The 24,765-nt window shown below is 56.5% G+C and carries 24 protein-coding genes; 7 read left to right on the forward strand and 17 right to left on the reverse strand.

Annotated features, from left to right (window positions below; translation table 11 throughout):
- Positions 1 to 125: 125 nt before the first annotated feature.
- Both sufC and RWM61_RS16050 read right to left on the reverse strand, forming a co-directional pair.
- Positions 126 to 905 (reverse strand): Fe-S cluster assembly ATPase SufC, encoded by a 780-nt coding sequence (gene sufC / locus RWM61_RS16045; RefSeq protein ID WP_314002601.1) that lies wholly within the window; start codon positions 903 to 905, stop codon positions 126 to 128.
- A gap of 128 nt (positions 906 to 1,033) precedes the next feature.
- Positions 1,034 to 1,627, reverse strand: a complete 594-nt coding sequence (locus tag RWM61_RS16050) for a DUF1802 family protein (RefSeq protein WP_314002603.1) — start codon at positions 1,625 to 1,627, stop codon at positions 1,034 to 1,036.
- 117 nt (positions 1,628 to 1,744) lie between these two features.
- On the opposite strand from RWM61_RS16050, the gene mtnK reads away from it, so the two are divergent.
- Positions 1,745 to 2,956, forward strand: coding sequence for an S-methyl-5-thioribose kinase (gene mtnK / locus RWM61_RS16055; RefSeq protein WP_314002605.1), 1,212 nt, complete (start codon positions 1,745 to 1,747; stop codon positions 2,954 to 2,956).
- Between the two features lie 115 nt (positions 2,957 to 3,071).
- Positions 3,072 to 4,154 (forward strand): S-methyl-5-thioribose-1-phosphate isomerase, encoded by a 1,083-nt coding sequence (gene mtnA, locus RWM61_RS16060; RefSeq protein ID WP_314002607.1) that lies wholly within the window; start codon positions 3,072 to 3,074, stop codon positions 4,152 to 4,154.
- Positions 4,155 to 4,389: 235 nt separating this feature from the next.
- On the opposite strand, the gene RWM61_RS16065 is transcribed toward mtnA, so the two are convergent.
- Positions 4,390 to 4,707, reverse strand: a complete 318-nt coding sequence (locus RWM61_RS16065) for a DUF1805 domain-containing protein (protein ID WP_314002609.1) — start codon at positions 4,705 to 4,707, stop codon at positions 4,390 to 4,392.
- A 229-nt stretch (positions 4,708 to 4,936) separates the two neighbouring features.
- Between RWM61_RS16065 and RWM61_RS16070 the strand changes: the two genes are divergently transcribed.
- Positions 4,937 to 5,449, forward strand: a complete 513-nt coding sequence (locus RWM61_RS16070) for a hypothetical protein (protein ID WP_314002611.1) — start codon at positions 4,937 to 4,939, stop codon at positions 5,447 to 5,449.
- Between the two features lie 90 nt (positions 5,450 to 5,539).
- On the opposite strand, the gene RWM61_RS16075 is transcribed toward RWM61_RS16070, so the two are convergent.
- A complete protein-coding gene (locus RWM61_RS16075; RefSeq protein WP_314002613.1) occupies positions 5,540 to 7,465 on the reverse strand; it encodes an EAL domain-containing protein in 1,926 nt (641 codons plus the stop codon).
- A 109-nt stretch (positions 7,466 to 7,574) separates the two neighbouring features.
- Positions 7,575 to 7,961 (reverse strand): DUF423 domain-containing protein, encoded by a 387-nt coding sequence (locus RWM61_RS16080; RefSeq protein ID WP_314002615.1) that lies wholly within the window; start codon positions 7,959 to 7,961, stop codon positions 7,575 to 7,577.
- Between the two features lie 63 nt (positions 7,962 to 8,024).
- On the opposite strand from RWM61_RS16080, the gene RWM61_RS16085 reads away from it, so the two are divergent.
- Positions 8,025 to 8,501 carry a hypothetical protein gene (locus tag RWM61_RS16085; protein ID WP_314002617.1) on the forward strand — a complete coding sequence of 159 codons (477 nt, stop codon included), beginning with the start codon at positions 8,025 to 8,027 and terminating at the stop codon, positions 8,499 to 8,501.
- A 217-nt stretch (positions 8,502 to 8,718) separates the two neighbouring features.
- Here the strand turns inward: RWM61_RS16085 and RWM61_RS16090 are convergent, their stop codons facing one another.
- Genes RWM61_RS16090 through RWM61_RS16100 form a run of 3 tightly spaced genes read right to left on the reverse strand, consistent with a single transcriptional unit; the run spans position 8,719 to position 11,347 of the window.
- On the reverse strand, positions 8,719 to 9,639 hold the full coding sequence (locus tag RWM61_RS16090) for a MetQ/NlpA family ABC transporter substrate-binding protein (RefSeq protein WP_314002619.1): 921 nt from the start codon (positions 9,637 to 9,639) through the stop codon (positions 8,719 to 8,721).
- Between the two features lie 47 nt (positions 9,640 to 9,686).
- A complete protein-coding gene (locus RWM61_RS16095; protein WP_314002643.1) occupies positions 9,687 to 10,352 on the reverse strand; it encodes a methionine ABC transporter permease in 666 nt (221 codons plus the stop codon).
- Positions 10,343 to 11,347: a methionine ABC transporter ATP-binding protein gene (locus RWM61_RS16100; protein WP_314002646.1), complete on the reverse strand. Its 1,005-nt coding sequence runs from the start codon at positions 11,345 to 11,347 to the stop codon at positions 10,343 to 10,345. The genes RWM61_RS16095 and RWM61_RS16100 overlap by 10 nt, the downstream gene beginning before the upstream one ends.
- Before the next feature lie 324 nt (positions 11,348 to 11,671).
- On the opposite strand from RWM61_RS16100, the gene yhbH reads away from it, so the two are divergent.
- The 3 genes from yhbH (at position 11,672) to RWM61_RS16115 (ending at position 16,188) form a co-directional block, all read left to right on the forward strand.
- Entirely contained in the window at positions 11,672 to 12,832 is a 1,161-nt protein-coding gene (gene yhbH, locus RWM61_RS16105) for a sporulation protein YhbH (RefSeq protein WP_314002621.1), read from the forward strand.
- Between the two features lie 185 nt (positions 12,833 to 13,017).
- Positions 13,018 to 14,844, forward strand: coding sequence for a 5'-nucleotidase C-terminal domain-containing protein (locus RWM61_RS16110; protein ID WP_314002623.1), 1,827 nt, complete (start codon positions 13,018 to 13,020; stop codon positions 14,842 to 14,844).
- A 123-nt stretch (positions 14,845 to 14,967) separates the two neighbouring features.
- Positions 14,968 to 16,188, forward strand: a complete 1,221-nt coding sequence (locus RWM61_RS16115; protein WP_314002626.1) for a multicopper oxidase family protein — start codon at positions 14,968 to 14,970, stop codon at positions 16,186 to 16,188.
- 91 nt (positions 16,189 to 16,279) lie between these two features.
- On the opposite strand, the gene RWM61_RS16120 is transcribed toward RWM61_RS16115, so the two are convergent.
- From RWM61_RS16120 to RWM61_RS16160, 9 genes are all read right to left on the reverse strand, one after another.
- Positions 16,280 to 16,792, reverse strand: coding sequence for an ureidoglycolate lyase (locus tag RWM61_RS16120; protein ID WP_314002628.1), 513 nt, complete (start codon positions 16,790 to 16,792; stop codon positions 16,280 to 16,282).
- Positions 16,793 to 16,816: 24 nt separating this feature from the next.
- Entirely contained in the window at positions 16,817 to 17,869 is a 1,053-nt protein-coding gene (locus tag RWM61_RS16125) for an autoinducer 2 ABC transporter substrate-binding protein (protein WP_314002630.1), read from the reverse strand.
- Between the two features lie 26 nt (positions 17,870 to 17,895).
- Complete coding sequence (locus tag RWM61_RS16130; protein WP_314002632.1) at positions 17,896 to 18,840, reverse strand: ABC transporter permease; 945 nt, start codon at positions 18,838 to 18,840, stop codon at positions 17,896 to 17,898.
- On the reverse strand, positions 18,837 to 19,799 hold the full coding sequence (locus RWM61_RS16135; protein ID WP_314002634.1) for an ABC transporter permease: 963 nt from the start codon (positions 19,797 to 19,799) through the stop codon (positions 18,837 to 18,839). Before RWM61_RS16135 ends, RWM61_RS16130 begins: the two co-directional genes overlap by 4 nt.
- Entirely contained in the window at positions 19,796 to 21,307 is a 1,512-nt protein-coding gene (locus tag RWM61_RS16140; protein WP_314002636.1) for a sugar ABC transporter ATP-binding protein, read from the reverse strand. The genes RWM61_RS16135 and RWM61_RS16140 overlap by 4 nt, the downstream gene beginning before the upstream one ends.
- A complete protein-coding gene (rbsK, locus tag RWM61_RS16145) occupies positions 21,304 to 22,248 on the reverse strand; it encodes a ribokinase (RefSeq protein ID WP_314002637.1) in 945 nt (314 codons plus the stop codon). Before rbsK ends, RWM61_RS16140 begins: the two co-directional genes overlap by 4 nt.
- Positions 22,249 to 22,250: 2 nt before the next feature.
- Positions 22,251 to 23,105 carry a BtpA/SgcQ family protein gene (locus RWM61_RS16150; protein ID WP_314002639.1) on the reverse strand — a complete coding sequence of 285 codons (855 nt, stop codon included), beginning with the start codon at positions 23,103 to 23,105 and terminating at the stop codon, positions 22,251 to 22,253.
- A 247-nt stretch (positions 23,106 to 23,352) separates the two neighbouring features.
- Positions 23,353 to 24,084, reverse strand: a complete 732-nt coding sequence (locus tag RWM61_RS16155; protein ID WP_314002641.1) for a GntR family transcriptional regulator — start codon at positions 24,082 to 24,084, stop codon at positions 23,353 to 23,355.
- A 168-nt stretch (positions 24,085 to 24,252) separates the two neighbouring features.
- Positions 24,253 to 24,636, reverse strand: a complete 384-nt coding sequence (locus RWM61_RS16160) for a zeta toxin family protein (RefSeq protein WP_314002648.1) — start codon at positions 24,634 to 24,636, stop codon at positions 24,253 to 24,255.
- Positions 24,637 to 24,765 lie beyond the last annotated feature (129 nt).

Here is a 24,765-nt window from a genome sequence, read left to right on the forward strand (position 1 = left end):
CGGCTTCGGCGCGAAGCGCGGTCAGCCATTCCGGTTCGCCGTTCGCGCGCGATTGCTTCTCCACGGCCTCGCGGCTTATCGGGGTGCTCAGTTGTGTGCTCATTGAACGCAAGCTCCTTTCCCGATTAAGCTTGGCCGACGGTTTCGTCGACGATGCCCAGTTCTTCTTTGACCCAATCGTAGCCTTCGGCCTCAAGCCGCTCCGCCAGCTCCGGACCGCCCGACTTCACGATGCGGCCCTGCATCATGACATGCACGAAATCCGGCTGGATATAATTCAGCAAACGCTGGTAGTGGGTGATGATCAGGAAGCCGCGCTCCTCGGAACGCATCGCGTTGACGCCCGCAGCCACGATTCTGAGCGCGTCGATGTCGAGACCGGAGTCGATTTCGTCGAGAATGACGATTTTCGGATCCAGCATCATCATTTGCAGAATTTCGTTGCGCTTCTTCTCGCCGCCGGAGAACCCTTCATTTAAATAACGGTGGGCGAATTCCGTGTTCATCTCCAGCTCCTTCATTTTGGCTTCCATCTGACGGATGAACTTGATCAGCGAGATCTCGTTGCCCTCGCCGCGGCGGGCATTGATCGCGCTGCGAAGAAAGTCGGAATTCGTCACGCCCGCGATCTCGCTCGGATACTGCATGGCGAGGAAAAGGCCGGCGCGAGCGCGCTCGTCGACTGCCATCTCCAGCACGTCTTCGCCGTCCAGCCGGGCGGCTCCGTTCGTGACCTCGTATTTCGGGTGCCCCATGATGGCCGACGCGAGCGTACTTTTGCCCGTGCCGTTCGGTCCCATGATGGCGTGGATTTCTCCGCCTTTTATCTCAAGGTCGATCCCTTTCAAGATTTCTTTGCCGTCGATGGCCGCTTTCAGCCCTTCGAGTACGAAACGAGTTGCCATGATCTGTCCCCTTCCGGAATGTCCATTCCAATTGATTCTCAGTGATTCTCACTCATTAAAATCATTTTAGTATAAGTCTCGTTACAAATCAACAAACGCGCCGCCCGAAAACCCGCGTTGCAAGCGGTTTATGCGAGAGCCCGCCTGATTTTGTCGACTTCTTCGGAGAATTTCCCGTCGGGCAGCACCGGATGCTTCGGCGCATCCGCCAGCTCGTCCTCCAGACGAACCCAGGATTTGCAGCCCAAGTACGAATCGCGCAGCGGCACGTCGATCGGGCGCTCAAGTCTGTATATCCGGAGCAGCAGCAGATGCAGCGGCTGCTTTCTTTTCCATTTCAACCGTTCCTCGGCGAATGCATCGGTCCAGATATGATAATCCCGGAGGCGGTCGACCGCCTCCTGATCCGACAATTCGATATCCTCCACCGCCTCCGCGAACACCGAGATGCGCACGGTATCCGCGTCCGGACTCCAAGCGGCGACCGTCTCATCCACCAGCGTGCGGAACTCCGGCTTCAACAGCTCCCTGCGCTGATGCTCATAGGTCGGCAGCAGGTAAAACCGCGGACTTACCAAGCGAAAATCGCGCGTTTCCTCGATGATCCCGCCCTTGCGCAGGACGATGATTTGCAAGCCCTCCTCCAGGGCGCGAACGGCCGAAGCCCATTCCTTCAAAGCGACCGGTCCGGAGGCGGCGTTCATGCCGGCATTCTCAACCATAAGCTTGTCCTCCCTCCCGCAAAATCGGATTGTTTCCATTATAACAAACCCGGGTATTCCAACGCGAATAAGAATCCATTATACTATTCAAAGCGAAATCTACGGAGGTGTTCCCTTTTGTCCGCTTACCATCCGCTTGCCGAGCAAGAAGCGATCGACATCGCCAGCCGAATTGAAGACGTATTCCCACGGGGAGCCAAGCTTTCCTGCCGCGAGATCGGGGACGGCAACCTGAACCTCGTGTTTCATATAACGGACGCCGAATCCGGCCGCAGCCTGATTATGAAGCAGGCTTTGCCTTATGCCAAGGTCGTCGGCGAATCCTGGCCGCTTACGCTGGACCGCGCCCGGATCGAGTGCGAGGCCCTTATGGTTCAGCATCGCCTGGCGCCGGGTCTCGTGCCCAAGGTTTACCGGTACGACGCCGAGCTCGCGCTCACGATCATGGAAGACCTCAGCGATCACGTCATCATGCGGCGGGGTCTCATCGAGCTCGGCCGCTATCCGCGTTTCGCGGACGATATTTCGACGTTTCTCGCCAACACGCTTTTCTACACGTCCGATCTCGGCATGAACCAGCAGGAGAAAAAAATCCGCGCCGGACGATTCATCAACCCGGAGTTGTGTAAAATAACGGAAGACCTTATTTTCGACGACCCTTACACCGTGTCCGCCAACAACAATTATGAAGCCGCCATCGAAGACGAAGCCGAGGCGCTCCGCACCGACGCCGCGCTTCATCTTGAAGTGGCGCTGCTGCGCGAGAAGTTTCTGACCCAGGGGCAGGCGCTGCTTCACGGCGATCTGCATACGGGCAGCATTTTCGTCACGCCGGAATCGACGAAGGTGATCGATCCCGAGTTCGCCTATTACGGCCCGATGGGCTACGATATCGGCGCGGTGATCGCCAACCTGCTGCTGAATGCGGCCGGCCAAAGCTATTGGAGCAAGGATGAGGCGTCCCGATCCGATTACCGCGCTTATTTGCTGGATACCGCGGAGCAGGTGTGGACAGGCTTTGAGGCCAAATTCCGTGCCTTGTGGAATGAAAGCTGCGTGGACCGCCTGGCGAGGACGGCGCCCGGTTACCAGGACGATTACATGAGGAGACTGCTGCAGGATACGATCGGTTATGCCGGGGCGAAAATGGTGCGGCGCATCGTCGGGCTCGCCCATGTCGCCGATATCGACAAGATCGAAGACGCGGCCGTCCGGGAAGCGGCGCAGCGCACTTCGCTGCGGATCGGCAAAGCGCTGATCAAGGAAAACCGCCGGATCGCATCGTTCGGACAAGCGCTCGATATTGCCGCTGCCGCCCTACAGGGATAATGCGGCGAAGGGGCCCTGCGGTGTGCGGTGCGGTGCGACACACTGCAATGCGATGCTGCGGTGCGATGCGATGCAATGCGCCTCTCAAGTCACGCAACGGAAAGGAACGACAACGATGACAACTGCGACAAACAACCATAGCGAACTGCTGCCGGTCATCTGGGCAAGCGACCATGTCGAACTGCTCGACCAAAGACTGCTGCCGGAGGAGATCGTCTACCTGCAGCTTACGACGTCCGAGGACGTCTGGGAAGCGATCCGGCACCTGAAGGTCCGCGGGGCCCCTGCGATCGGAATTTCCGCCGCTTACGGCGTCGTGCTGGGCGCGCGCGAGGCCGCGGCATCCGGTAACGGCGAATGGCTGGAGGCCGTTGTCAAGCACGCGGACTACCTGGCGACGTCCCGGCCGACCGCCGTCAATCTGTTCTGGGCGCTCAACCGGATGAAGCGCCGGGCGCAGGATCTCGCGGACAGCGGCTTGTCCGCCGACGTGTGCCAGAACGAGCTGTTGACGGAAGCGATCGCCATCCAGAGCGAGGACGAGGAGACGAACCGCCTGATCGGCGAGCATGCCCTTACGCTGTTCAGCGACGGCATGGGCGTGCTGACCCACTGCAATGCGGGCGGTCTCGCAACGTCCCGATACGGCACCGCCACCGCGCCGTTCTATCTGGCGAAGCAGCGAGGCATCGAGCTGAAAGTATTCGCCGACGAGACACGTCCCGTGCTGCAAGGCGCAAGGCTGACGGCGTTCGAGCTGCAGCAGGCCGGCGTCGACGTCACGCTGATCTGCGACAACATGGCCGCCATGGTCATGTCCAAAGGCTGGGTGAACGCCGTGATCGTCGGCACCGACCGGGTAGCCGCCAACGGCGACGTCGCCAACAAGATCGGCACCTACGGGGTTGCCGTGCTGGCCAAGGCGCACGGGATTCCGTTCTACGTCGCTTGTCCGATGTCCACGATCGATTTGGAAACGCCGACCGGCAGTGAAATTCCGATCGAGGAGCGCCAGCCCGAGGAGATTACCGAAGGGTTCGGCAAACGAACGGCTCCGCAAGGCGTAAAGGTTTACAACCCCGCCTTCGACGTGACGCCGCACGAGTACGTGGACGCGATCATAACGGAGAAAGGCATCGTGCGCGCTCCGTTCGACGTCAATCTGCGCAAGCTGTTCGAAGCGGTTCCGACCGAGTAACCAATCCGGGATGCAATCCCACGGAGGTGTCCGGACGGGTACGTATGGCTGACCAACTGAGCGAGCCCGGATAAGGTCAATGGCGTCATGCATTCGGGCACACGCCGGGAAGCGGATGCGCGCAAGAGCCGGCCACAAGTCGGGGATAACAAAGAGAAACCCTGTGTCTCTCCCATAAAGACGCGGGTTTCTCGACAAGCTGGGAACCCGTCCGATCAAGGACGGGTTCGCCGTTTCAGGAGCCGGCATGCTCCAGCATGCGCTCCAGCGCGTCCCGGCCTTTCATGCCGATGCGGATGCCGATCGTCTCCGCTTGCACGGTTACCGATTCCAGCGGCGCTTCCATCAGCTCCTCGAGCGTCCGCACGCCGACCGCCCGGCCCGCTATGATGCCACGGTCCTTCAGACGCTCGTTCAGCAAACCGATGTCCAATGCGCCGCACATTATATAGCCGGTATCCGTCGTTATGGCGAGCAGAGTCGTCTTCGGAAGCTTGACCTCGACGCCGAGAACCGCCGTGCTCCCGATCATATAGGGTACTATGCGAATCACCGTCTCACCCCCATCTCCGTACGGTTTGTTACAGACTTCGACATAGCAGTGTATGCGGAAAAATCCCGGGGCGAAAGGGCGAATATCCCTGAATTCCAATATTGGATCGGAAACCCCGCAACAACGTAAACGGTTCACAACTTAGGCGGCGGTCCCCCTATGTTGGGGACTAGTGCGCGGGAATTGATAATGATATATTTGTAATTGAGGTTTCAGAACGGAGGAAGCTATGAAAACGACCGGAAACAACGCTCGCAAAAGCTTTATTTTCAACATAGACCTGCTCATCGAAGGCGAGACGAACGCTAAAGCGTTGGAACGGTTGCTGCATGTTCTCAATAACGAAGAGATTGCGGACTTTCGCATCCTATCCGGCCTGCAGATCGGCCGGTTGATTGAAGAGGGCTTGCGGGAACCGGCGTTAAAGCCGGTCAACATTCCGCAGCAGCTTCAGTCCAAAGCCGCGGGAAACAAGCCGCAAGCGTCGGATAAGCCGGCCGCCTCGTCCAAGGGCAACGCCAAACCGGCGGAGGCCGATGAAACGGCCGAGCGGATACGCGGATACATCTCCGCCAACAAATTGATCCGTCTGAACGTCAACAAAGGACGCGGCGTGAAGCTGAGCGTTCCCTGCCGCATACTGAGCTACGATGAGTCCAAGAAGACCGTCACGGTGTATCACGTCGATGAGAAGCAAGTGTACATTTTCGGCTTGAATGAAATCGACGACTTCCTTCAGTAACCTTGCCTTCAAACCGCAAAATCCCGACCGGCGATCCTCCGTCAGAGGCTTCGCGGCCGGGATTTTATGCGTTAAGGCGATGCCCGGAGATCAGCCGGGGTACGTCCCGGGCCGCAGCATATCCGCAATCCGCTCGGCGGGCATGGGCGGACTCCACAAAAACCCTTGCATTTCATCGCAGGCGTGCTTCCTCAAGAACTCAACCTGGCCTTCGGTCTCCACCCCTTCGGCGATAACCTGCAGGTTCAGGTTATGGGCCATCGCGATGATCGCCGCCACAATCGCCGCATCGTTCGGATCCTGCTGGATGTCGCGCACGAACGAACGGTCGATCTTCAGCCGGTTGATCGGGAAGTTTTTCAGATAGTGGAATGAGCTGTAGCCTGTCCCGAAATCGTCAATGCTGATGCAGACGCCGAGCTTGGTCAACTCCATCATGCAGGTGGTGGCGTGCTGGACGTCCATCGTCATCGATTCGGTAATTTCCAGATCCAGATATTCGGGCCGAAGGCCGCTTCGATCCAAAATCGAAGCGACCTTGTCCGGCAAATTCTGCTGAAGAAACTGCCGCATGGACAGGTTGACCGACACGGGTACGGCCGGCAGCCCGGCGTCCTGCCACGCCTTGTTCTGGCGGCAGGCTTCGGCAAGGACCCACTCGCCGAGCTGAACGATCAGGCCGCTTTCCTCGGCGATCGGAATGAACCGACCCGGGTGGATCATGCCCCGATCCGGATGCCGCCAACGGACCAGCGCCTCGAGTCCGATGACCTTGCCTGTCGCGATATGGTACTGCGGCTGGTAATAAAGGACGAACTCCCCGCGGTTCAAGGCCTGCCGCATCTCATGCTGCATCGTCAGCTTCTCCAGGGAGGAATTGTCCAACTCGCCCGTATACAGCATGCAGTCGTTCCGGCCGTTCTCCTTCACCGTGCCGAGCGCAATGTCCGCTTTCTTCACGATCACGTTCGGATCGGCGACGCCTTCGGCATGCGTGGCAATCCCGATACTGGCGCTCAGGTGGAACGGGTAACCCTGCAGCTCGAACGGCTCCTCCAGCATCGCCATCAGCCCGCGTGCCCGTTCAAGCGCGTCCTGATCGGAAGAAACGCCTCCATACAAGATCGCGAATTCGTCGCCCTCCATCCGGGCCGCTAGATCCTGCTCCGACAAGCCTCGCGTAAGCCGCTCGGCCACTTGAAGCAGCAGCATGTCGCCGAAATCGCGGCCGAACGAATCGTTCACAAGCTTGAACCGGTCCACGTCCAAATACAGGACGGCCAGCCTTTGGCCTTCCACAAACCGCCGGTTCAACGCTTCCGTCAGATGCATCATGAACATGCGGCGGTTGGGAAGGCCCGTCATGTCGTCGTAGTAAGCCATATAGCGAATCCGCTCGCTGCTGCGCTTGCGGTCGCTCATATCCTGGCTGACGAGCACCGTGCCCGTCGTGCCGTTCTCCGCAATATAAGGAGCAAGGGTAGCCTGAACCTCGAGCGGAATACCCGATTTATGCTTAAGCTTGAAGGATGTCTCCTGCACGCTGCCCTGAAGGATCAATTCAAACTTGTCGAACAGCTGCTGCCTTCCCTCCGACTCGACCATCGGTAGAAACGGCTCCCCGATCAGCTCTTCCTTGCGGTAACCGAGCAGATGGACCGTGCCCTCGTTCAGCTCGCGAAAGCGGCCTGCCGCGTCCAGCACGGCCACCGCGAAAGGGCTGTGCCGAAAAATGGCGTCCGCCACCCTCATCTCCGTCGTTTCGCGCGCGGCCGGCAGCCGGGCTGCGCCCCTGCGTTTACGAAACGCCAAATAGGCAACAATAGCGAGGAATCCGGAACCGGTGAGGGCAACCGTAGACCATTTGGCGTAAGCGCCCGGCAGCATATAGTCCGCTATACCCGCCCACACCGACGTGACCAATCCGATCGCCGAAGGGGCGATCCAGGCTTTGCCGTCGGAAGGAACCGCTGCGTGCTGCCGTTTACGGATTTTTGCTGCATCTTGTACCGCCACACCGAACATCCTTCCTCTGTAAGTGCTGCAGGGGGAGCGGCGACCGGGCGTAAACGATTACCGCTAGCGCCCTCCGGCCCGTCATTCCTTATTATATAGGAAAAATCCGTTAACGGGCATTTCTTTTTTTAGGCCAGCAGGCCGCCGCGATCAGCAGCCATCCGGCGATGAACGCGACGCCTCCGAGCGGCGTGACGGCGCCGAGTATGGTAACGCCCGTAAGACTGAGGACATACAGGCTTCCCGAGAACAGCCAGATGCCCGCGTGCAGCAATCTTCCGGCCCAGGCCAGCCGGCGGTCGCCGGCGGCGCGCTCGGCAAGCAGCCCCGCGGCGAGCAGTCCGAGCGCATGGTACATCTGGTACCGCACACCCGTTTCATAAACTTGCAGCATATCACCGGTCAGCCGTCCATCCAGCGCGTGCGCGCCAAAAGCGCCCAGCGCTACCGCAAGCGCGGCGTACAAGGCGCCGAAGGCGGTTTGTTTATGCAACATCCGTTTTCACAGCCCTTCAATTAGGTTATACTTTACAAAAAGCACAACAGAGGGGGCATCCCGATGGACCAGGAACAAGGACAACCGCGCGGCACGGATCCGCTTGACGGCCAAAGCTTGCGGCCGCTGCCCGAACCGGGCATGACGCCCGTCGGACCGGCCCTCATCGAACAACCCGCGCGGCGGCAATCCGGGCTCGGCATCGCATCGTTCATCATCGGCGTGGTGTGCGTCATTTCGCTGATCGCTTCGATCGTAATCGCCACCGCGTCGGTCATGGATTTCGTATCTCCCGACGGAACCTTTGACGAGAGCATGATGGCAAGCGAGGGAGCAGGCGCCCTTATGATGGTCGGAATCGTCATCATGGGATCTCTGGCGCTCAGCTTTGCCGGGCTCATACTCGGCATCATCGGCTGCGTCCAGAAAAACCGGCGCAAGGTATTCGCCACCATCGGCGTTATCCTGAACGGCCTGCTGCTCGTCGGCTTCATCGGGCTGATGGTCATCGGCTTCGCAATGGGGGCTGCCGCCCCGTAACGCGCCGCCCGACAAGCCGCTTTCCCCGATGACGGGGGGAAACGCACGGTTCCGGCTGATGGATGGGCAGCGCACCTCCTTTTGCGCCTTCGGCGGCAGTGCTGGGCTTCTTCTACTATACCGAACGGGCGCCGCCTCCATCAAGCGCGGCCCGCCGCAGCAACGGGGAAGAGCCGCCCGACAACCCGCCGGACGGCTCTTCATTTTGACCGATCGCTTACTCGAAAGCGGCCACGATCGCGCCTTTATAGTTGTCTTCGATGTACTGCTTGACTTCCGGCGACTGCAGAGCCTTCGCCAACGCCTGGATCGGTGCGGAGTCCTTGTTGTCCGGACGGGCCGCCAGAATGTTGACGTATGGGGAGTCGCTGCCTTCGATGAACAGCGCGTCTTCGGTCGGCACCAGGTCCGCTTCCAGCGCATAGTTCGTGTTGATGAGCGCCAGATCGACTTCATCCAATACGCGCGGCAGCGTCGCCGCCTCGACTTCGGTGATTTTGAGGTTTTTCGGATTGTCCGTAATGTCCGCCACCACGCCCTCGACGCCGACTCCTTCTTTAAGCGCAATCAGGTTGTTGGCCGCCAACAGCGCAAGCGCGCGGCCGCCGTTGGACGGGTCGTTCGGAATGGCGACTTTGGCGCCGTCCTTCAGTTCGTCGACGGATTTCACTTTGCGCGAATAAGCGCCGAACGGCTCGATGTGCACACCCGCAACGTTGACGAGGTCATAGCCTTTATCCTTATTGAATTGTTCGAGGTACGGGACATGCTGGAAGTAGTTGGCGTCGAGCTGCTTCTCGTACAGCTGCGTGCTCGGCTGAACGTAATCGTTGAACTCCACGATTTCGAGCGTAATGTTCTGCTTTTCCAGCATCGGCTTTACGAAATTCAGGATCTCCGCATGCGGCACCGGCGTTGCTCCGACCTTCAGCGTGACCGGCTCTTGCGCGCCGCCGTCGCCCGTCGTATCGTTCCCCGCCGCGTTATTGCCGCCGCCCGCGTTCGTTCCGCCTTCGGCATTCGTTCCCGTGCCGTTATTTGCGTTATTCGCCCCTCCCGAATTGCCGCTCCCTTGTCCGCACGCGGACACGACAAGCATCACAACAAGCGTCAGTACGAGCAAACTCCATTTTTTCACAGTCATCCCTCCAGTGATGTGTTCTTCTTTCTCTATGTCCTTCATCCTTACTTCCGGCTGTAACGGCGGACCAGCAGGTCGCCTGCCATTTGCAGGAGTTGAACCAATACAATAAGCAGCGCGACCGTCACAAGCATGACGTCGGTCTGAAACCGCTGATAGCCGTAACGAAGCGCCAGGTCGCCGAGACCGCCTCCGCCGATGACGCCCGACATGGCCGTATACGACACCAGCGTAACCGCCGTGATCGTTACCGCCGCCAGCAGTCCGGGCCGCGCTTCCGGCAGCAGAACCCGACTGACGATGTCCCATTTCGAAGCGCCCATCGCCTGCGCGGCTTCAATGACGCCCCGGTCCACCTCGCGCAGCGAGGTTTCCACCAGCCTGGCGAAGAACGGCGTGGCGGCCGCCACCAGCGGCGGAATCGAGCCTTCGACGCCCAGCGTCGTGCCCGTAATGATTTTCGTCAGCGGCATGATCGTGATCATCAGAATAATGAACGGCACGGAACGGAGCACGTTCACGATAAACGAAAGCACGATGTAGACCGCACGCTGCTCAAGCAGCTGCCGGCGCGAGGTCAGAAACAGGATCACGCCCAGAATCAAGCCCAGAATGACCGTGAATAACAGCGACCACGCCATCATCGCCAGCGTATCCTTGCTCGCCTCCCATATCTCTTCCCAGCGGACATTCTCGAACGTCATCTCAATTCCTCCACATCCAGGCCCTCCTGCCGCAGATCGGCGACGACCTGCGCGATATCGGGACCGTCCCCGATGAGCTCGATGATCAGCTGGCCATAGGGGGTTTGCTTCATCCGGGATACGGTCCCCTGCAGGATGGCGAATTGAACCGGCGACGATCTGACCGTATTGTACAGAATCGGTTCGTACGTCGTATCGCCCACATAGTTCACCCGGAAAAGCCTGCCTTCGCGCTGCCCGAGCAGCTCCCGCGCATCGAAGGAATCTGCGACCTGCTCGACAAAGTCCTGCGTAATCGGATGCTGCGGTTTCAGAAACACGTCCAGCACGTTGCCCGTCTCGACGATCTCGCCCCGGTCGATGACCGCCACCCGGTCGCAAATGGAACGGATCACATGCATCTCATGCGTGATGAGCAGAATCGTGAGCCCCAGCTTCCGGTTAATGTCGAGCAGCAGCGCCAGAATCGAATTGGTTGTCTGCGGGTCGAGCGCGGAAGTCGCCTCGTCGCAGAGCAGCACATCCGGGTTGCTCGCAAGCGCCCTTGCAATGCCGACCCGCTGCTTCTGACCGCCCGACAGCTGGGCCGGGTATTTATCCGCATGGTCCGCCAGCCCGACGAGCTGCAAAAGCTCAACGACCCTGGCGTTCCGCTCGGCTTTGGAAAGCTTGGTCAGCTTGAGCGGGAAAGCGACGTTGTCGCGAACCGTTGCCATCGAGAGCAAATTGAAATGCTGAAAAATCATCCCGATCCGCCGGCGCTGCCCCTGAAGCTGGCCGGAGGAGAGGGATGTCAATTCCACGCCTCCGACTTTCACCTGTCCGTCCGAGGGCCGTTCAAGCAGGTTGACGCAGCGGAGCAGCGTGCTTTTGCCTGCGCCGGAATGTCCGATTATGCCGAAAATTTCGCCCTTATGCACGTTCAGGTCAACGTTGCGCAACGCTTCCACGTAAGCCGACCCGACGCGGTAGGACTTGCTAATATTGACGAGCTCGATCAGTGTCACTACCTCCTGCCTAGCGAATCATTCGATATATAGATTACCCGAATGATAGAAAAAACAACCTCATGTGTTAGCGTATTAATCCGACCAGAATACATGGGTTTATATGGGATTAATTATAAACAGAACATGCCGGCCTGTCACCTGTAAATAATTTGAAGACTATTATACGTTACCGGTGCCCATCCTTGGGTGATTTATCTCACTCTTTGGAAAGCGGCGGTTGCCGGAAATCGAATCGGACATTTTGACTCACATAACCCCGGGGAGCTTGAATATATTGAATAACAACAGCAATAGCTGCGGGGAGGTGCAAGGACGATGACAAACAGGAATGAGACGCTCTTTATCGTGTCCCGGGAGGACTGGTCGCTCCACCGCAAAGGCTATCAGGATCAGGCGAGGCACCAGCAGAAGGTACGCGAAGCCGTGAAGCAGAATCTGCCGGATCTGGTGTCGGAGGAGAACATCATCATGTCGGACGGCAAGCAGGTCATCAAGGTGCCGATCCGAAGCTTGGACGAATACCGTTTCGTGTACAATTACAACAAAAGCAAGCATGTGGGCCAGGGGGACGGAGAAAGCCAGGTCGGCGACGTGCTCGGGGTCGATCCCGCTGCGCAGAAGGGCGGCAAAGGCGAGGGCGCCGGCGACCAGCCGGGCGAGACGGTGATCGAGGCCGAGATCAGTCTCGCCGAGCTGGAGACGATGCTGTTCGAGGAGCTGGAGCTGCCGTTCATGCAGCAGAAGGATAAGGAGCAGCTGGAGACGACGGAAATCCGGTTCAACGACATCCGCAAGAAAGGCATCATGTCCAATATAGACAAAAAGCGGACGATTCTCGAGAACCTGCGGCGCAACGCCACCGGCGGCCATCCCGGCATCCACGGGATTTCACCCGACGACCTGCGCTACAAAACGTGGGAGGAAATCGTCAAGCCGAACTCGAACGCGGTCATTATGGCGATGATGGATACGTCCGGCTCGATGGGGTCGTTCGAGAAGTATGTGGCGCGCAGCTTTTTCTTCTGGATGACGCGGTTTCTGCGGCACCAGTACGAGAAGGTGGAGATTGTGTTTATCGCACATCACACCGAGGCGAAGGAAGTGACCGAGGAGGAGTTTTTCACGCGCGGCGAAAGCGGCGGCACGATCTGCTCCTCGGCGTACATTAAAGCGCTTGAAATTATCGATTCCCGCTTCCCTCCGGTAACGCATAACATATACCCGTTCCACTTCTCCGACGGCGACAACCTGACGAGCGACAACGAGCGGTGCGTCAAGCTGATCGGCGAGCTGCTGAAGCGCTCGAACATGTTCGGCTACGGCGAGGTCAACCAGTACAACCGGTCGAGCACGCTGATGTCGGCCTACAAGAATATCGCCATGCCCACGTTCCTCTACTACGTTATCCGGGAGAAAGGCGAGGTTTACCAAGCGCTGAAGTCGTTCTTCCGCAAGCGGGAGGCCGCGACGGGGTGACGGGTTTATAGTCGGGAAAAAGCAAACCCTTGAAGCGGCCCGCCCGGGCTGCCTCAAGGGTTTTTGATTCCGGGTGTGCGCATGTTTGTTAAGTTTTCGTTTAATGACGCAATCCTGTTGAAGCCGGACAGACAGTATGCTACATATGAAGAGAGAGATAAATCAATCGATTCGGGAGGATGGATATGAAACTCGCTGTCATCATTCGCACGATGCTTTCTTGTGCGCTTCTTTTCTCCATTGCCGCTCCGGCCGTCTTCGCAAGCAATCACGGCCAACCGGTTGCAGACCCGCTGAATCCGGTCGGCGCCGACTTTGGCGCGGACAACCATCCGATTCCCGAGAACACCTTCACGCTGCTGTTCGACACCCATTTCCACGGCAATTTCGGCGACCCGGCCGCGGAAGAAAACATCGCCAATTATTTCGGCCTGGCCAACCGTATTAAGGCGCAAAATCCTAACGCTTTATATGTGGGAACCGGCGACGATTTGGCCACCTCCTTGTTATCGTCCTTGTTCAACGGACAGCATATGATCGACGCTTTCAATGCCGGCAAGCTCGATGTGAATACATACGGCAACCACGAATTTGATATGGGGCCGGACCAGCTCGCCAAGATGGTGGAAGCGAGCGATTTCCAATGGGTAAGCGCCAACGTGACGGACAAGCGGACAAATGACGTATTCGGCAAGGAACAGGGAGCGGCCCGATTCGTCATTAAAGAAGTGAACGGAGTCAAGCTCGGCATTACCGGCCTTATTAACGAGGAAGCCCCTCAAATTACATCCATGGGACCGAACGCCCAGGTGATCGATCCGGTAGAGGCGATGAAAAAAGTCGTGCCCGACATGAAAGCGGCGGGCGCGCAGATCATTATCGTTTCCTCCCATCTGGCCGGCCCCGATGCCCGGCTGGTAGCCGATCAAGTGGAGGGCATCGACGTTATGATAGGGGACCACGCGGCGAAGGCGTTCGATGCACCGGAAAAAATCGACGATACGCTGCTTTGGTTCATCGGCGACGAGTTCGAGTATTTCGGCGAACTGAATTTTTATATCAAGGACGGCTCGATCCAGGATTTCAATTTCCGCCGTTACACGCTGAAAGAAGAAGCGAACAAGCCGGATTTCAAGCCCGATGCAGCCGTTAAGACGGTCATGGATGACTATGTGACGAAGCTGGGAACCGAGCTTTCCGTTGAAATTGGCAGCACCGCAACGGAATTGGACGTCATGAAAGCAACCCAGCGCAAGCAGGAAACGGCAATCGGAAACTTCATCGCCGATGCGATGAAGGCTTATACCGGCGCCGACGCCGCCCTCATCAACGGAGGCGGCATTCGGGCCGAGCGCGTTTTCCCGGTCGGCAAACTAACCAAGAAAGACATGATGGACGCCCTTCCTTTTACCAACTATGTCGTAAAAATCAAGGTTACAGGCGAACAGCTTTTGCAGGCGCTTGAAAACGCGGTGAGCGAGGTGGAGAAAGGAGCGGGACGATTTGCGCAGGTAAGCGGCATGCAATACGTTTACGACTTGTCCAAGCCTTCAGGGTCCCGTATCGTAAATGTAAAGGTAAACGGCAAACCGCTCGACAAATCGGCCTCTTATTCGCTTGCAACCGTTGATTTCCTCGCAGAAGGCGGCGACGGATACGAGGCGTTCAAAAGCGCCGAAGTGCTGCTGGATAAAAACGCGGGACCGCTTCTTTCCAACTTGGTGATTGACACGATTCAGCAGCAACGGAAGATTGCTCCGAAAGTGGAAGGACGCATCGTCAAAGCGGAACCGGCCAAAGCCGGGCAGCCGGAGCCCTCGAAACAGAAAAAGCCCGCATCAGCAACAGTTCCGGCTGCCGAGGCTCAAACCAAGGTATACATCGTAAAGCCCGGCGATACCCTTTGGGCGATCGGGGTGAAAAACGGTACGACCTGGCAGCGTCTGCGCGACCTGAACAAACTGACAAACCCGCATCTGATCTACCCCGGTCAAAAAATTGCACTACCGTAAGCTCATACAGTTAAGGGGCAACTGCGGATCCATCGCAGTTGCTTTTTTCCGTTTAGCGCAATACCTGCATAGTTAGACCTGCATTTCATCAGAATACTCCTATACTGCCGAGGAGGGTTCCTGATGAACAAACGAACGATTTCCCTTTTGTTAACCATTTCGTTAGCTTTATTGGCCGGTTGCGCCTCTTCGCCCGAGAACAACGCTTCGGAGCCTCCCGCGGATCCCGCGGATTCGGCGCAAACCGCGCAAGCCGAAACCGGTTCCGTTGCAAAGCCTGAGGAAATTCTAACGACAAAAAAACTGCGGAATTTGGCCCCGCTTAGCGAAACGGACGTTATACGTCCCACGAATAAAGTGCGCGAATTTAAGCTGGAGGCCAGGGAGGGCCGCTGGCAATTGGTCTCCGGGGTGGAAACGAATGCTTATACCTTTAACGGAACGGTCCCGGGTCCGACCATACGGGCCAAGGAAGGGGATACGATACGAGTCATTGTTAAAAACAGCCTGCCGCAGGAAACCGCCATTCACTGGCACGGTCTTCATGTTCCGAACCGTATGGACGGGGTTCCTTCCTTCACCCAAAATGCGATAAAGCCCGGCGAGACGTTCACCTACGAATTCACAGCCAATCATGCCGGCACGTACATGTACCATTCGCATTTTAACAGCATAGAGCAAATCGATAAAGGACTGTACGGGCTTTTAATCATCGATCCGCAGAACGCCGGAACACTGAAGCATGATCGGGAGTATGCGATGATATTCGGGGGGTGGAATATTCCGGACGAACCGGGAGGACAGCCTCAAAACGGACAAAACGATCCGATGGCCGGCATGTCCAAAGGTACGTCTGGCCCGCTCAAACAAAAGGCCGACATTCGGAGCTTGATGAAACACGGAATGCAGGACAAGCCCGATTCCTCAACCGGGAATGGCGGGATGCAAATGCCTCCCTCCGGCACGGGCTCCGAGGCGGGGAGCTCCGTCATGGGAATGGATTATAATTACTGGACGATTAACGGCAAATCATTTCCGGATACCGATCCTCTCGAGGTCAAATACGGCGAAACGGTGCGCATTCGGCTGACCAACGTAAGCAACGGCATTCATCCGATGCATATGCACGGTCATGATTTTCGCATCATTGCGAAGGACGGCCATCCGCTCGCCGTTCCTCAGATTGTTAACACGGTAACGGTCAATCCCGGTGAGACCTACGATATCGATTTCATCGCCGACAATCCGGGCGAATGGGTTTTCCATTGCCACGAATTGCATCACACGACCAACGCGGATGTGGAACCGGGCGGATTGATGGTTTTGATCAAATATGTGAAGTAAGTGGCGGCTTCTGGCGGGAAAAGCAAACCCTTGAAGCGGCCCGAGCGGGCTGCCTCAAGGGTTTTTGGTATTAGCCGCTCGTTTACGCAGTCTAAAGCTCCATCCTGACGACTTTTCCGCCTTGAAAGTTGACCCACGGATTCACCATCTCGTCACCGAACTTGTCCGGTTTTTTCTCGATGGCGAACAGATAAGTAGAGTCTCCGCCGACGGGGTAAGCGGGGCTGTGCCATACGCCTCTGCCGATCACGATCCCCTGCCCGGGCTTGATCCGAAAACACCGGACTGTCTCTGGATCGGGCAACTCGTCCGGATCCTCGATATCGAGACAAGCCGCCACCGGTAGGATGATTTCCTTATCAAAAGGAAGCAGCAGTTCCTCCCGGCTCACATGCCGTTCCATTGAATCTACCATCAGCTCCCGGTCCTTGGTGATGACCAGCCCCATCCCGATCGGCTCAGACACGTCCATCATCGCGATGTAGTTCCAGCAATCCCAGCCTTCCCCCGTCTTGGGGGGCGCATAGGAAGGAAGATCGATTACCTTGCCGAAGTCCTTAAAAGTCTCCGCCGTCAGTTCCCTGACGATTACGCGTTTTTCCATGGATTACCTCGCACAAATGAGATTTTAGAAGCTGAACGTATCCACGTTGTCTTTGGTGACTTCGAGCATGCCGATGAAAATGTTCTGGCCGTCCACCTTGATCGGTCCGACATTCGGAACTTCCATGCCGTCGGTAATCTCATTCCCTTGTGCAAGTTGATCCAACACATACACCGTTACGTAGCCAAGGATGCCTGGATCCCAAATGATGTCGGTTGTGATCGTGCCGTTGTGGACGTAGTTCTTCACCAGGCTTGGCACGGCGATTCCCGTCAGTGCGATTTGGCCCTGCTTCAACGTACCGGCTTTCACCGCTTGCTCGATTACCTCAGCCGCGGCAGGAGACTCTCCGCCCGCAAAGCCGATAATGCCTTTCAGTTCCGGATAGGTTTTAATGAGATTCTGGGCATTCGCGAACGCTTTTTGCTGGTCGTCGTCGCTCGCGACCGTCGTTACCACTTCAATGTCAGGGTAGTTAGCTGCCAAGTGGGCTTTAGCCGCATCCGCTTTGGCGATTTGGTTCTGGGCGCCGAGACCGGCCACCATAAATGCGACTTGGCCTTTGCCGCCTAATTCGTCGCCGATCGTCTGCGCAAGCTTTTGTCCAACTTCCTCGTCGGTAGCCGGTGCTACATAATATTTGCGGTCGGTCTCCGGCGCGTCGCTGTCCCAGGTGACAATCTGGACATTCTGATCTGCCGCTTTCTTAAATACCGGACCCACCGCTTTCGCGTCGTTGGGCGATACGCCGATGCCGCTCACCTGACGGGTCAGCATGTCCTGGATCATGTTGATTTGCTTGGCGGAATCGGCTTCTGTCGGTGCGTTGAAGATCACTTCCACGCCCAGATCCGTGCCTGCTTGCTTGGCGCCCTTCTCGGCGGCGGCCCAGTAAGCCGGACCGATCGATTTCGGATTAATGAAGTACGATCTGGATTCGGAAGATGAGGCCGCTGGCGCAGAAGTACCGCCGCCTGCCGACGGAGTATTCGCTCCGCCGTTGTTGCCTGAATTTCCGCATGCCGCCAAGGCGACAGCGAGTAAACCGATAGCCAGAGTGGAACCGATCTTTTTCATTTGCACTAACCTCCAAGTAGTAGTCGTTATACCTTCTGCTTGCCGACCGCGATCAAGATCAGAATGCCGAGTATTACCGATTGGTAGAGAACGGATACACCCATGAGATTCAAGCCGTTTCGCAGAAACACGATGATCAGCAGGCCCATAAAGGTGCCGGTCAAACTCCCCCTTCCCCCGAAAATGTGCGTACCCCCGATTAAGGTTGCGGTGATCACGTCAAGCTCTATGTTCGTACCGGAAGTCGCTTCTGCGCTTGCCAAGCGGGAAACGAGGAACACGCCGGCCATAGCCGAAAACAACCCGCTGAGCACGAATAATGTGAATCGGATGCGGACGACCGGAACGCCAGAGTAGCGAACCGCCTCTTCATTGTTGCCGAGGCCGTACACGTAAGTGCCAAATCGGGTTCGTCTCATCGCGAAGGTCGCAATCAGAAACATGACAATCAGGAAAATAGCGTTAACAGGTATGCCCGCGATAGCATGTTGGCCGAGAAAATAGAACGGTTCGGGATATCCGCTGATCGGCCTGCCCTCATTCAGCACATAGATGATGCCGCGAAGCATGACCAGCATGCCGATGGTGACGATGATCGCCTGCATCCGGTGCCGGGCGATGAGATATCCGTTAACCGATCCGCACAGCGACCCTACGAGCAACGCGACGATGATGCTGAGCCAAATGTTCATGCCACTCTCGTAGGCCAGGCCAAGAGAAACCGCTGAGAGACCCAGGATCGCGCCAACGGACAAATCCATCGCGCCGGATATGATGACGAGTGTCATCGGAATGGCGATAAGGCCGACTTCCACCATTTGATTCAGCACGTTCATGAAGTTATTGAAGGTCAGAAAATAAGGTGACCGGGTGCTGAAAAAAACGAGCATGGCGGCGAACAACAACAGCAGCGTCAGCATCTTGTTCACCCGGAAAGGCTGTATCGCCCTGAACAGCAGACTCGTGCTCATACCAGATCTTCCTCCCTTTTCTTGCTTTGCCTAATCCGCTGTAAGGTATTGATGACGATCGCCAAGATAATCAGAAAGCCGATGGTTGCATCCACCCAGAACGGAGATATTTTCGCGATGACAAGGCCGTTCTTGATCATGCCCATCAGCAGTACGCCGAACATCGTACCTACGATGGTCCCGACGCCGCCGAATATGCTGCCGCCGCCGATCAGCACGGCCGCCATGACCTCGAAGGACAGGTTGTTGCCGGCCGTTGAGGCCTGAACGCTCCCCACCTTCGAAGCGAAGATAATGGCGGAGACCGAGGCGAGAATGCCGCTGTACACGTAAACCATGAATTTGGTTTTGGCGATGCTCATCCCTGCCAGCTTGGCTGCCGACTTGTTGCCCCCGATCGCGTAAATCCTTCTTCCGAACGGAGTGTATCTGAGAGCCAAGGCGAATAAGACCGCAAAAAAAATGACCATCAGCAGAGGAAACGAGATGCCGAGCACAGTCCCCTGACCGAAGAATTGAAACGCTGCGGGAAAGTTCGTCATCCATGTGCCGCCGCTGATGCCAACCGCCAATCCCCGAAAAATAAACATCGTCGCAAGCGTCACTATAATGTCGGGAATGTTCATCACGGCGATGAAATAGCCGTTGAATATCCCGCATAGCACACCGATTCCGATTCCGAGCAGCGCCGCTTGCCAGGGGAGCAAGCCTTGGCTGATGAACAATCCGACCGAAGTTGCGACCAGCGCGAGCACCGAACCGACCGACAGGTCGATCCCGCCGAGCAGAATGACCATCGTCATGCCGATCGCGACGATGCCGTTTGTGGTGATCTGGGACAAAATCAATTCCACATTATCCATTTGATAAAAGCTGGAAGACATCAAAGAGAAGAAAATGCCGACCATGAACGTGAATACGACTATAGGAGCTTCCCGTATTTCCAGCGCCCTCCTCATGGAACCGCCTCCTCCTGGAGCCGCGGGTTGGACGCCCGTTTCAGCAACTGCTCTTGGTCCACTTCGCCGCGGCGGAACTCATGCACGAACTCGCCCTTGTGCATAACGAGGATCCGGTCGCTCATCCCGATCACTTCCGGCATTTCCGAGGAGATGAGCAGAATGCTCAATCCGCCCTCCGCCAGCTGGTGAATGATCTGGTAAATTTCCGCCTTCGCTCCTACATCCACGCCCCGGGTCGGTTCCTCCAGAATCAAGATGTTGGGTTCCGTGGCCAGCCATTTGCCGAGAACAACCTTCTGCTGGTTGCCCCCGCTCAAAAAGTCGACGATCTGTTGGTCGTTCGGCGCTTTCACTCGCAGTTTCTGCATATACGTCTCGCTGACCTGCTTCACCCTCTTGCGGTCCAGCAGCATACCTTTCGTATAGTCTTTAAGGAGATTCAGCGACAAATTCTGACAGATCGTCATCGGCTTGATCAAGCCCTGCCGGTGCCGGTCCGGCGGCACATATGCCACCTTGTGCGATATGGCCTCCAAAGGGCTGCCGATGCGGACCTTCTTACCGAGGATGTACACGTCGCCGGTGCCTTTGCGCAGTCCGAACAGCCGTTCCGCCACCGTATGCGTACCCGAACCCACGAGACCGAAGAGGCCGAGGATTTCTCCCTTATGTATTTCAAAGGAAACTTTATGGGAGGCGTCCAGCGACATTTCATCCACCTGAAGAACCTGCTGGGGCTGGCTCTCGGTAATTCGAACCGGGTACAAATTTCCGACTTCCTTGCCGACCATCATCCGGATGAGCTTCTGCTCCGTCACTTCACCGATGGGCCGCGTGTCGATTTTTTTCCCGTCCCGCAGAACCGTCACTTTATCCGCGATTTCGAAAATCTCTTTCATCCGGTGCGAGACGTAGACGATGGCGACGCCTTGGTGGCGCAGCCGCCTCACGACCTCGAACATGTTCTGCACTTCGTTCTCGGGCAGCGTCGCGGAAGGCTCGTCCATAATCAGCACGTCGGCCCGGAACGACAAGGCTTTGGCGATTTCCACGACCTGCTGGCTGTGAACACCGAGATGCTGTACTTCTCTGCGGACGTCGATGCCGCCGCCGATGGAGTCGATCAGCGCCTGTGCTTCCCGCACGAGTTTTGGCCACTTGATGAAGCCGAACCGTCCGGTGATCTCCGGCCGGTCGATGTAAATGTTCTCGGCCGCGGACAGATTAGGGAACAGGTTGAATTCCTGGTGGATAATAGAAACCCCTTGGCGCTGGGCATTCATCGGATTATGGAAGACGACGTCCCGGCCCTTCAGACGGATGGTCCCTTCCGTGGGCGGATACACGCCGGACAATATTTTCATCAGCGTGGATTTGCCGGCCCCGTTCTCCCCCATCAAAGCGTGGACCTCTCCCGGGTACAGTTCGAAGTCGACCTCTTCTAGCGCCTTCACGCCGGGAAAACGTTTGGAAATGCCGCGCATCGTCAGAATCGGCTGGCTCATGGGCACCCCTCCTTTCCTAGCATAAACTGCAGGAATTCCTCCAGCGTCGGGAGCGAAGGCTGCGCTCCTTTCCTGGTCACGGAGAGCGCCGCCACATCCACCGCCCGGCGTACGGATGCTTGCAAGTCTCCGGTATCGTTCCAGAAATGCGTGGCTGCGGCTACGAAACAATCGCCCGCCGCCGTAGCGTCCACTGCTTGGACAAGCGGCGGCGTATAGTGAGTGCCTTCACTGGCGCCATCGGCTTGTAGAACCGCACCCTCTCTGCCCAAGGTGACCACGACATTCTTGGCGCCTTTGTCCCGAAGCTTCGAGGCCGCTCGCAAAGCCGTCTCGGGTGAAGTGACCGATACGCCCGTCAGCTGGGAGGCCTCCGTTTCGTTCACGATCAAGAGATCGACAAGCGAATAGAGATCTTCTCTGATGGGTACGACAGGAGCCAGATTCAGTACGACGGACGCTCCGGATTTCTTCGCAAGCCGGATAATATGCTCGCCTGCATCGGGATCCATTTCCATTTGAAGCATCACGTAACGGGCCCGGCGAAGCAATGGCAGCGTAGCGTCTATGTCCGACGCGGATACGCAGGCATTCGCCCCAAGAAACGTAATGATCGTGTTCTGTCCGTCAGGATCGACAGCAATGCTGGCCACGCCGGTCTCCACGCCTGGCGTCCGGCGCAGAAACCGGCAATCGACCCCGTCCGACTCCAAGTGAATGCGCATCTTGTCGCCGAGCTCGTCTTCGCCGACCCTGCCCACCATCGCCACCGCCGATCCCAGCCGGGATGCAGCGACCGCTTGATTGGCGGCTTTGCCGCCCGGTACCATCGCGAACGAAGAAGCGGCAATAGTCTCACCCGCGCGCGGCAGGTGCCTTACGTAAGCCACGAAATCCATATTCAGGCTACCATAAACGATGATGTCCACTTCTTCGACCAAGATTATCGACCTTCTTCCTCGCGGAGAGCGACAACGACCTCCATGAGTGCTTTGACGCGGACCAGGTCCACTTGATTCCACCATTCCCCGTCGTATTTCAGCGAACTCCCGACGATGCAGCCGTTGCACAGGGACAGGATTTTCCGCGCGTTGTCTTTCGACATTCCGCTGCCTACGATAACCGGCAGGTCCGTGTGGTTCTTAATGCCCTCCACCTCCGCCGTCGGCGTCTCGTCACCCGTACGGTTGCCCGTGGCGATCAGCACGTCGGCATCGAAAAAAATGTTGTCCCTCGTCTGTTCCGCCAAGCTGCGGTCCGCCACGATCGCATGGCTTCCGTGCTTCACGTGTACATCGGCAAAAATTTTGATGTCGTCGCCCTTGATGCTGGCACGGTACCGCATGGCTCTGGCCGAGATGCCCTCGATAAAGCCTTCATTGGCAACATAAGCATTAACCCATTGATTGACGCGCACGAACGGCACATCGGCGGCTTTCGCCACGGCAAGTGACGGAATGACAGCGTTGGCAAGGCAATTGATTCCGATCGGCAAATCCGTTTCCTGCTTGATTCTCAGCGTCAAAGCCGTCAGAGCCGCAACCGTCTCCAAGCCGACTTCATCGGGTTTCGGAAACGGAATGTCCCAGGCGTTCTCGATGATCAAGCCGTCGATGCCGCCTTCCTCGTAAGCCCGGACATCGTTCATTGCGAAGTCGAATGCGGCGTCCAGGTTGCCGCCCGTAAACCGTGGAGCGCCCGGCAAGGGTTTGAGATGGATCATGCCGATCACGGCTTTGTCTGTTTTGAAAATTTGGGTGACGGCATTGGCTTTGGCAGGGAATATTTTTCCGGACATGATATCCTCCTAAGATGGCTGAATTGATAAGTTTATATCATCATAACGTTATATCGTTATAACAAATAATAAATCAGAGTGGCCAACAAGTCAATTCAATTTGTGATATTCGTGTAATGTTAACTAACATAAATCGGGTAGGCGGCGGTGTATGGAGCAATTAACCTTACATGTGAATTGTTTCTTGAATACGAACATCCGGATCGCTGGTGGCTGAACGACCGCCTCGTGGACCTGAAGAACTTGACTAACTCAATTTGACAGAGTATTTGTACTTATCGCCCCTGTACACCATTTTAACGTACTCGAAGACATCCCCGCTCTTCAGATAAGTCGTCCGGCTGATCAGCAATACGGGTGACCCTGCCGGGATATCCAGCAGATCGGCCTCAACGGCATTTGCCTGGCCGGCTTCGATTGTCTCTTCCGCAGGCCCCATCACCGCTCCCTCCAAACGAAGCGCTTCATACAAAGATCCTTTAACCAAATCGTACTTTTCCAAGTTAATGCCGGGAAGAACGCCAAGATTCAGGTAACTTTTGTGAATGCCTACCGGCACTCCGTCAACCAATCGCACCCGCTCCAACACCTGAAGCATATCGAGATTCGGATTTTTGAAAATCCGTTTCAGCCTGTCGGTCGCCTTTACTTCGTCAAAATTCAATACGCGGGAACTCGTCCGATTCCCTTGCTCGGCCATGTCTTTTGTAAAGCTTGTCAAAGCCGGCCGGATGGGTTCCAGTTTCGGCTCCGCAACGAACGTGCCTTTGCCTTGGATTCGCGCCAAGGTACCGCTGGAGACCAATTCCCCTAATGCTTGCCGAACCGTGATTCTGCTGATTTTGTAAAGTTTTTGGAGTTCGGATTCCGTTGGAATCGCATCGCCGGGTTTCCATTTGCCCTCTTCAATTTTCTCAATAATCTCTTCTTTTAATTGAATGTACAGCGGTATCCGGTTGGAACGGTTTAGCAGCGGCATCGTTTCACCTCCTCCTAACGAGAGCTAATTTGTTATGTTGTTATGACAAATTATAGACGGAATGAAAGCGTTCGTCAAGAGCGCAGAAGCAACCCTTGAAGCGGCCGTCCAGGCCGTTTCAAGGGTTTTGGGATTAACAGGGTTACGTCGCTCATATTTCCAGTACTTTTAACCATGTCGGCAGTCCTCTGTTGCGATAAAATGTCCGCCTTCTCTTACCCGTGTACGTATGCGATCCACATGCATCTGAACATCCTGCAGCCCGATATAATAAAGAAACACCTTGTAACCGGCCTTCTTTGCCGCGTTCATTTGGCGGATCACATATTGACCGGAAAGCGTGGTCTCCATCGCAAATGTCTTCTCTTTCTCTAAACAGTTTCGAATCAATTTTACCGCCTCTTTACCTGCGGAAAGGTCAACACTGCGTGGATCAATGGGATTGATTTGTTTGGCTATCTGGTCGGGATTAATTATAAATTCATAATCACCGCCGAAGTGCTCGATCAGGGTGGATTTTCCCGCACCGTTGCAACCGGCAAAAACATACATTTCCGGCACCCTCGACACCTCTAATTCAGTTTATACTCCATTACGTTACCATCCGCATCTAAAACAATAACAAATTGCTTCCTCGCTATAGCTCGTGCCTGAAGTCTGCCTGATAGAGGTCTTGTCCAT

The organism is uncultured Paenibacillus sp., assembly GCF_963515335.1.
GTDB lineage: Bacteria > Bacillota > Bacilli > Paenibacillales > Paenibacillaceae > Paenibacillus_I.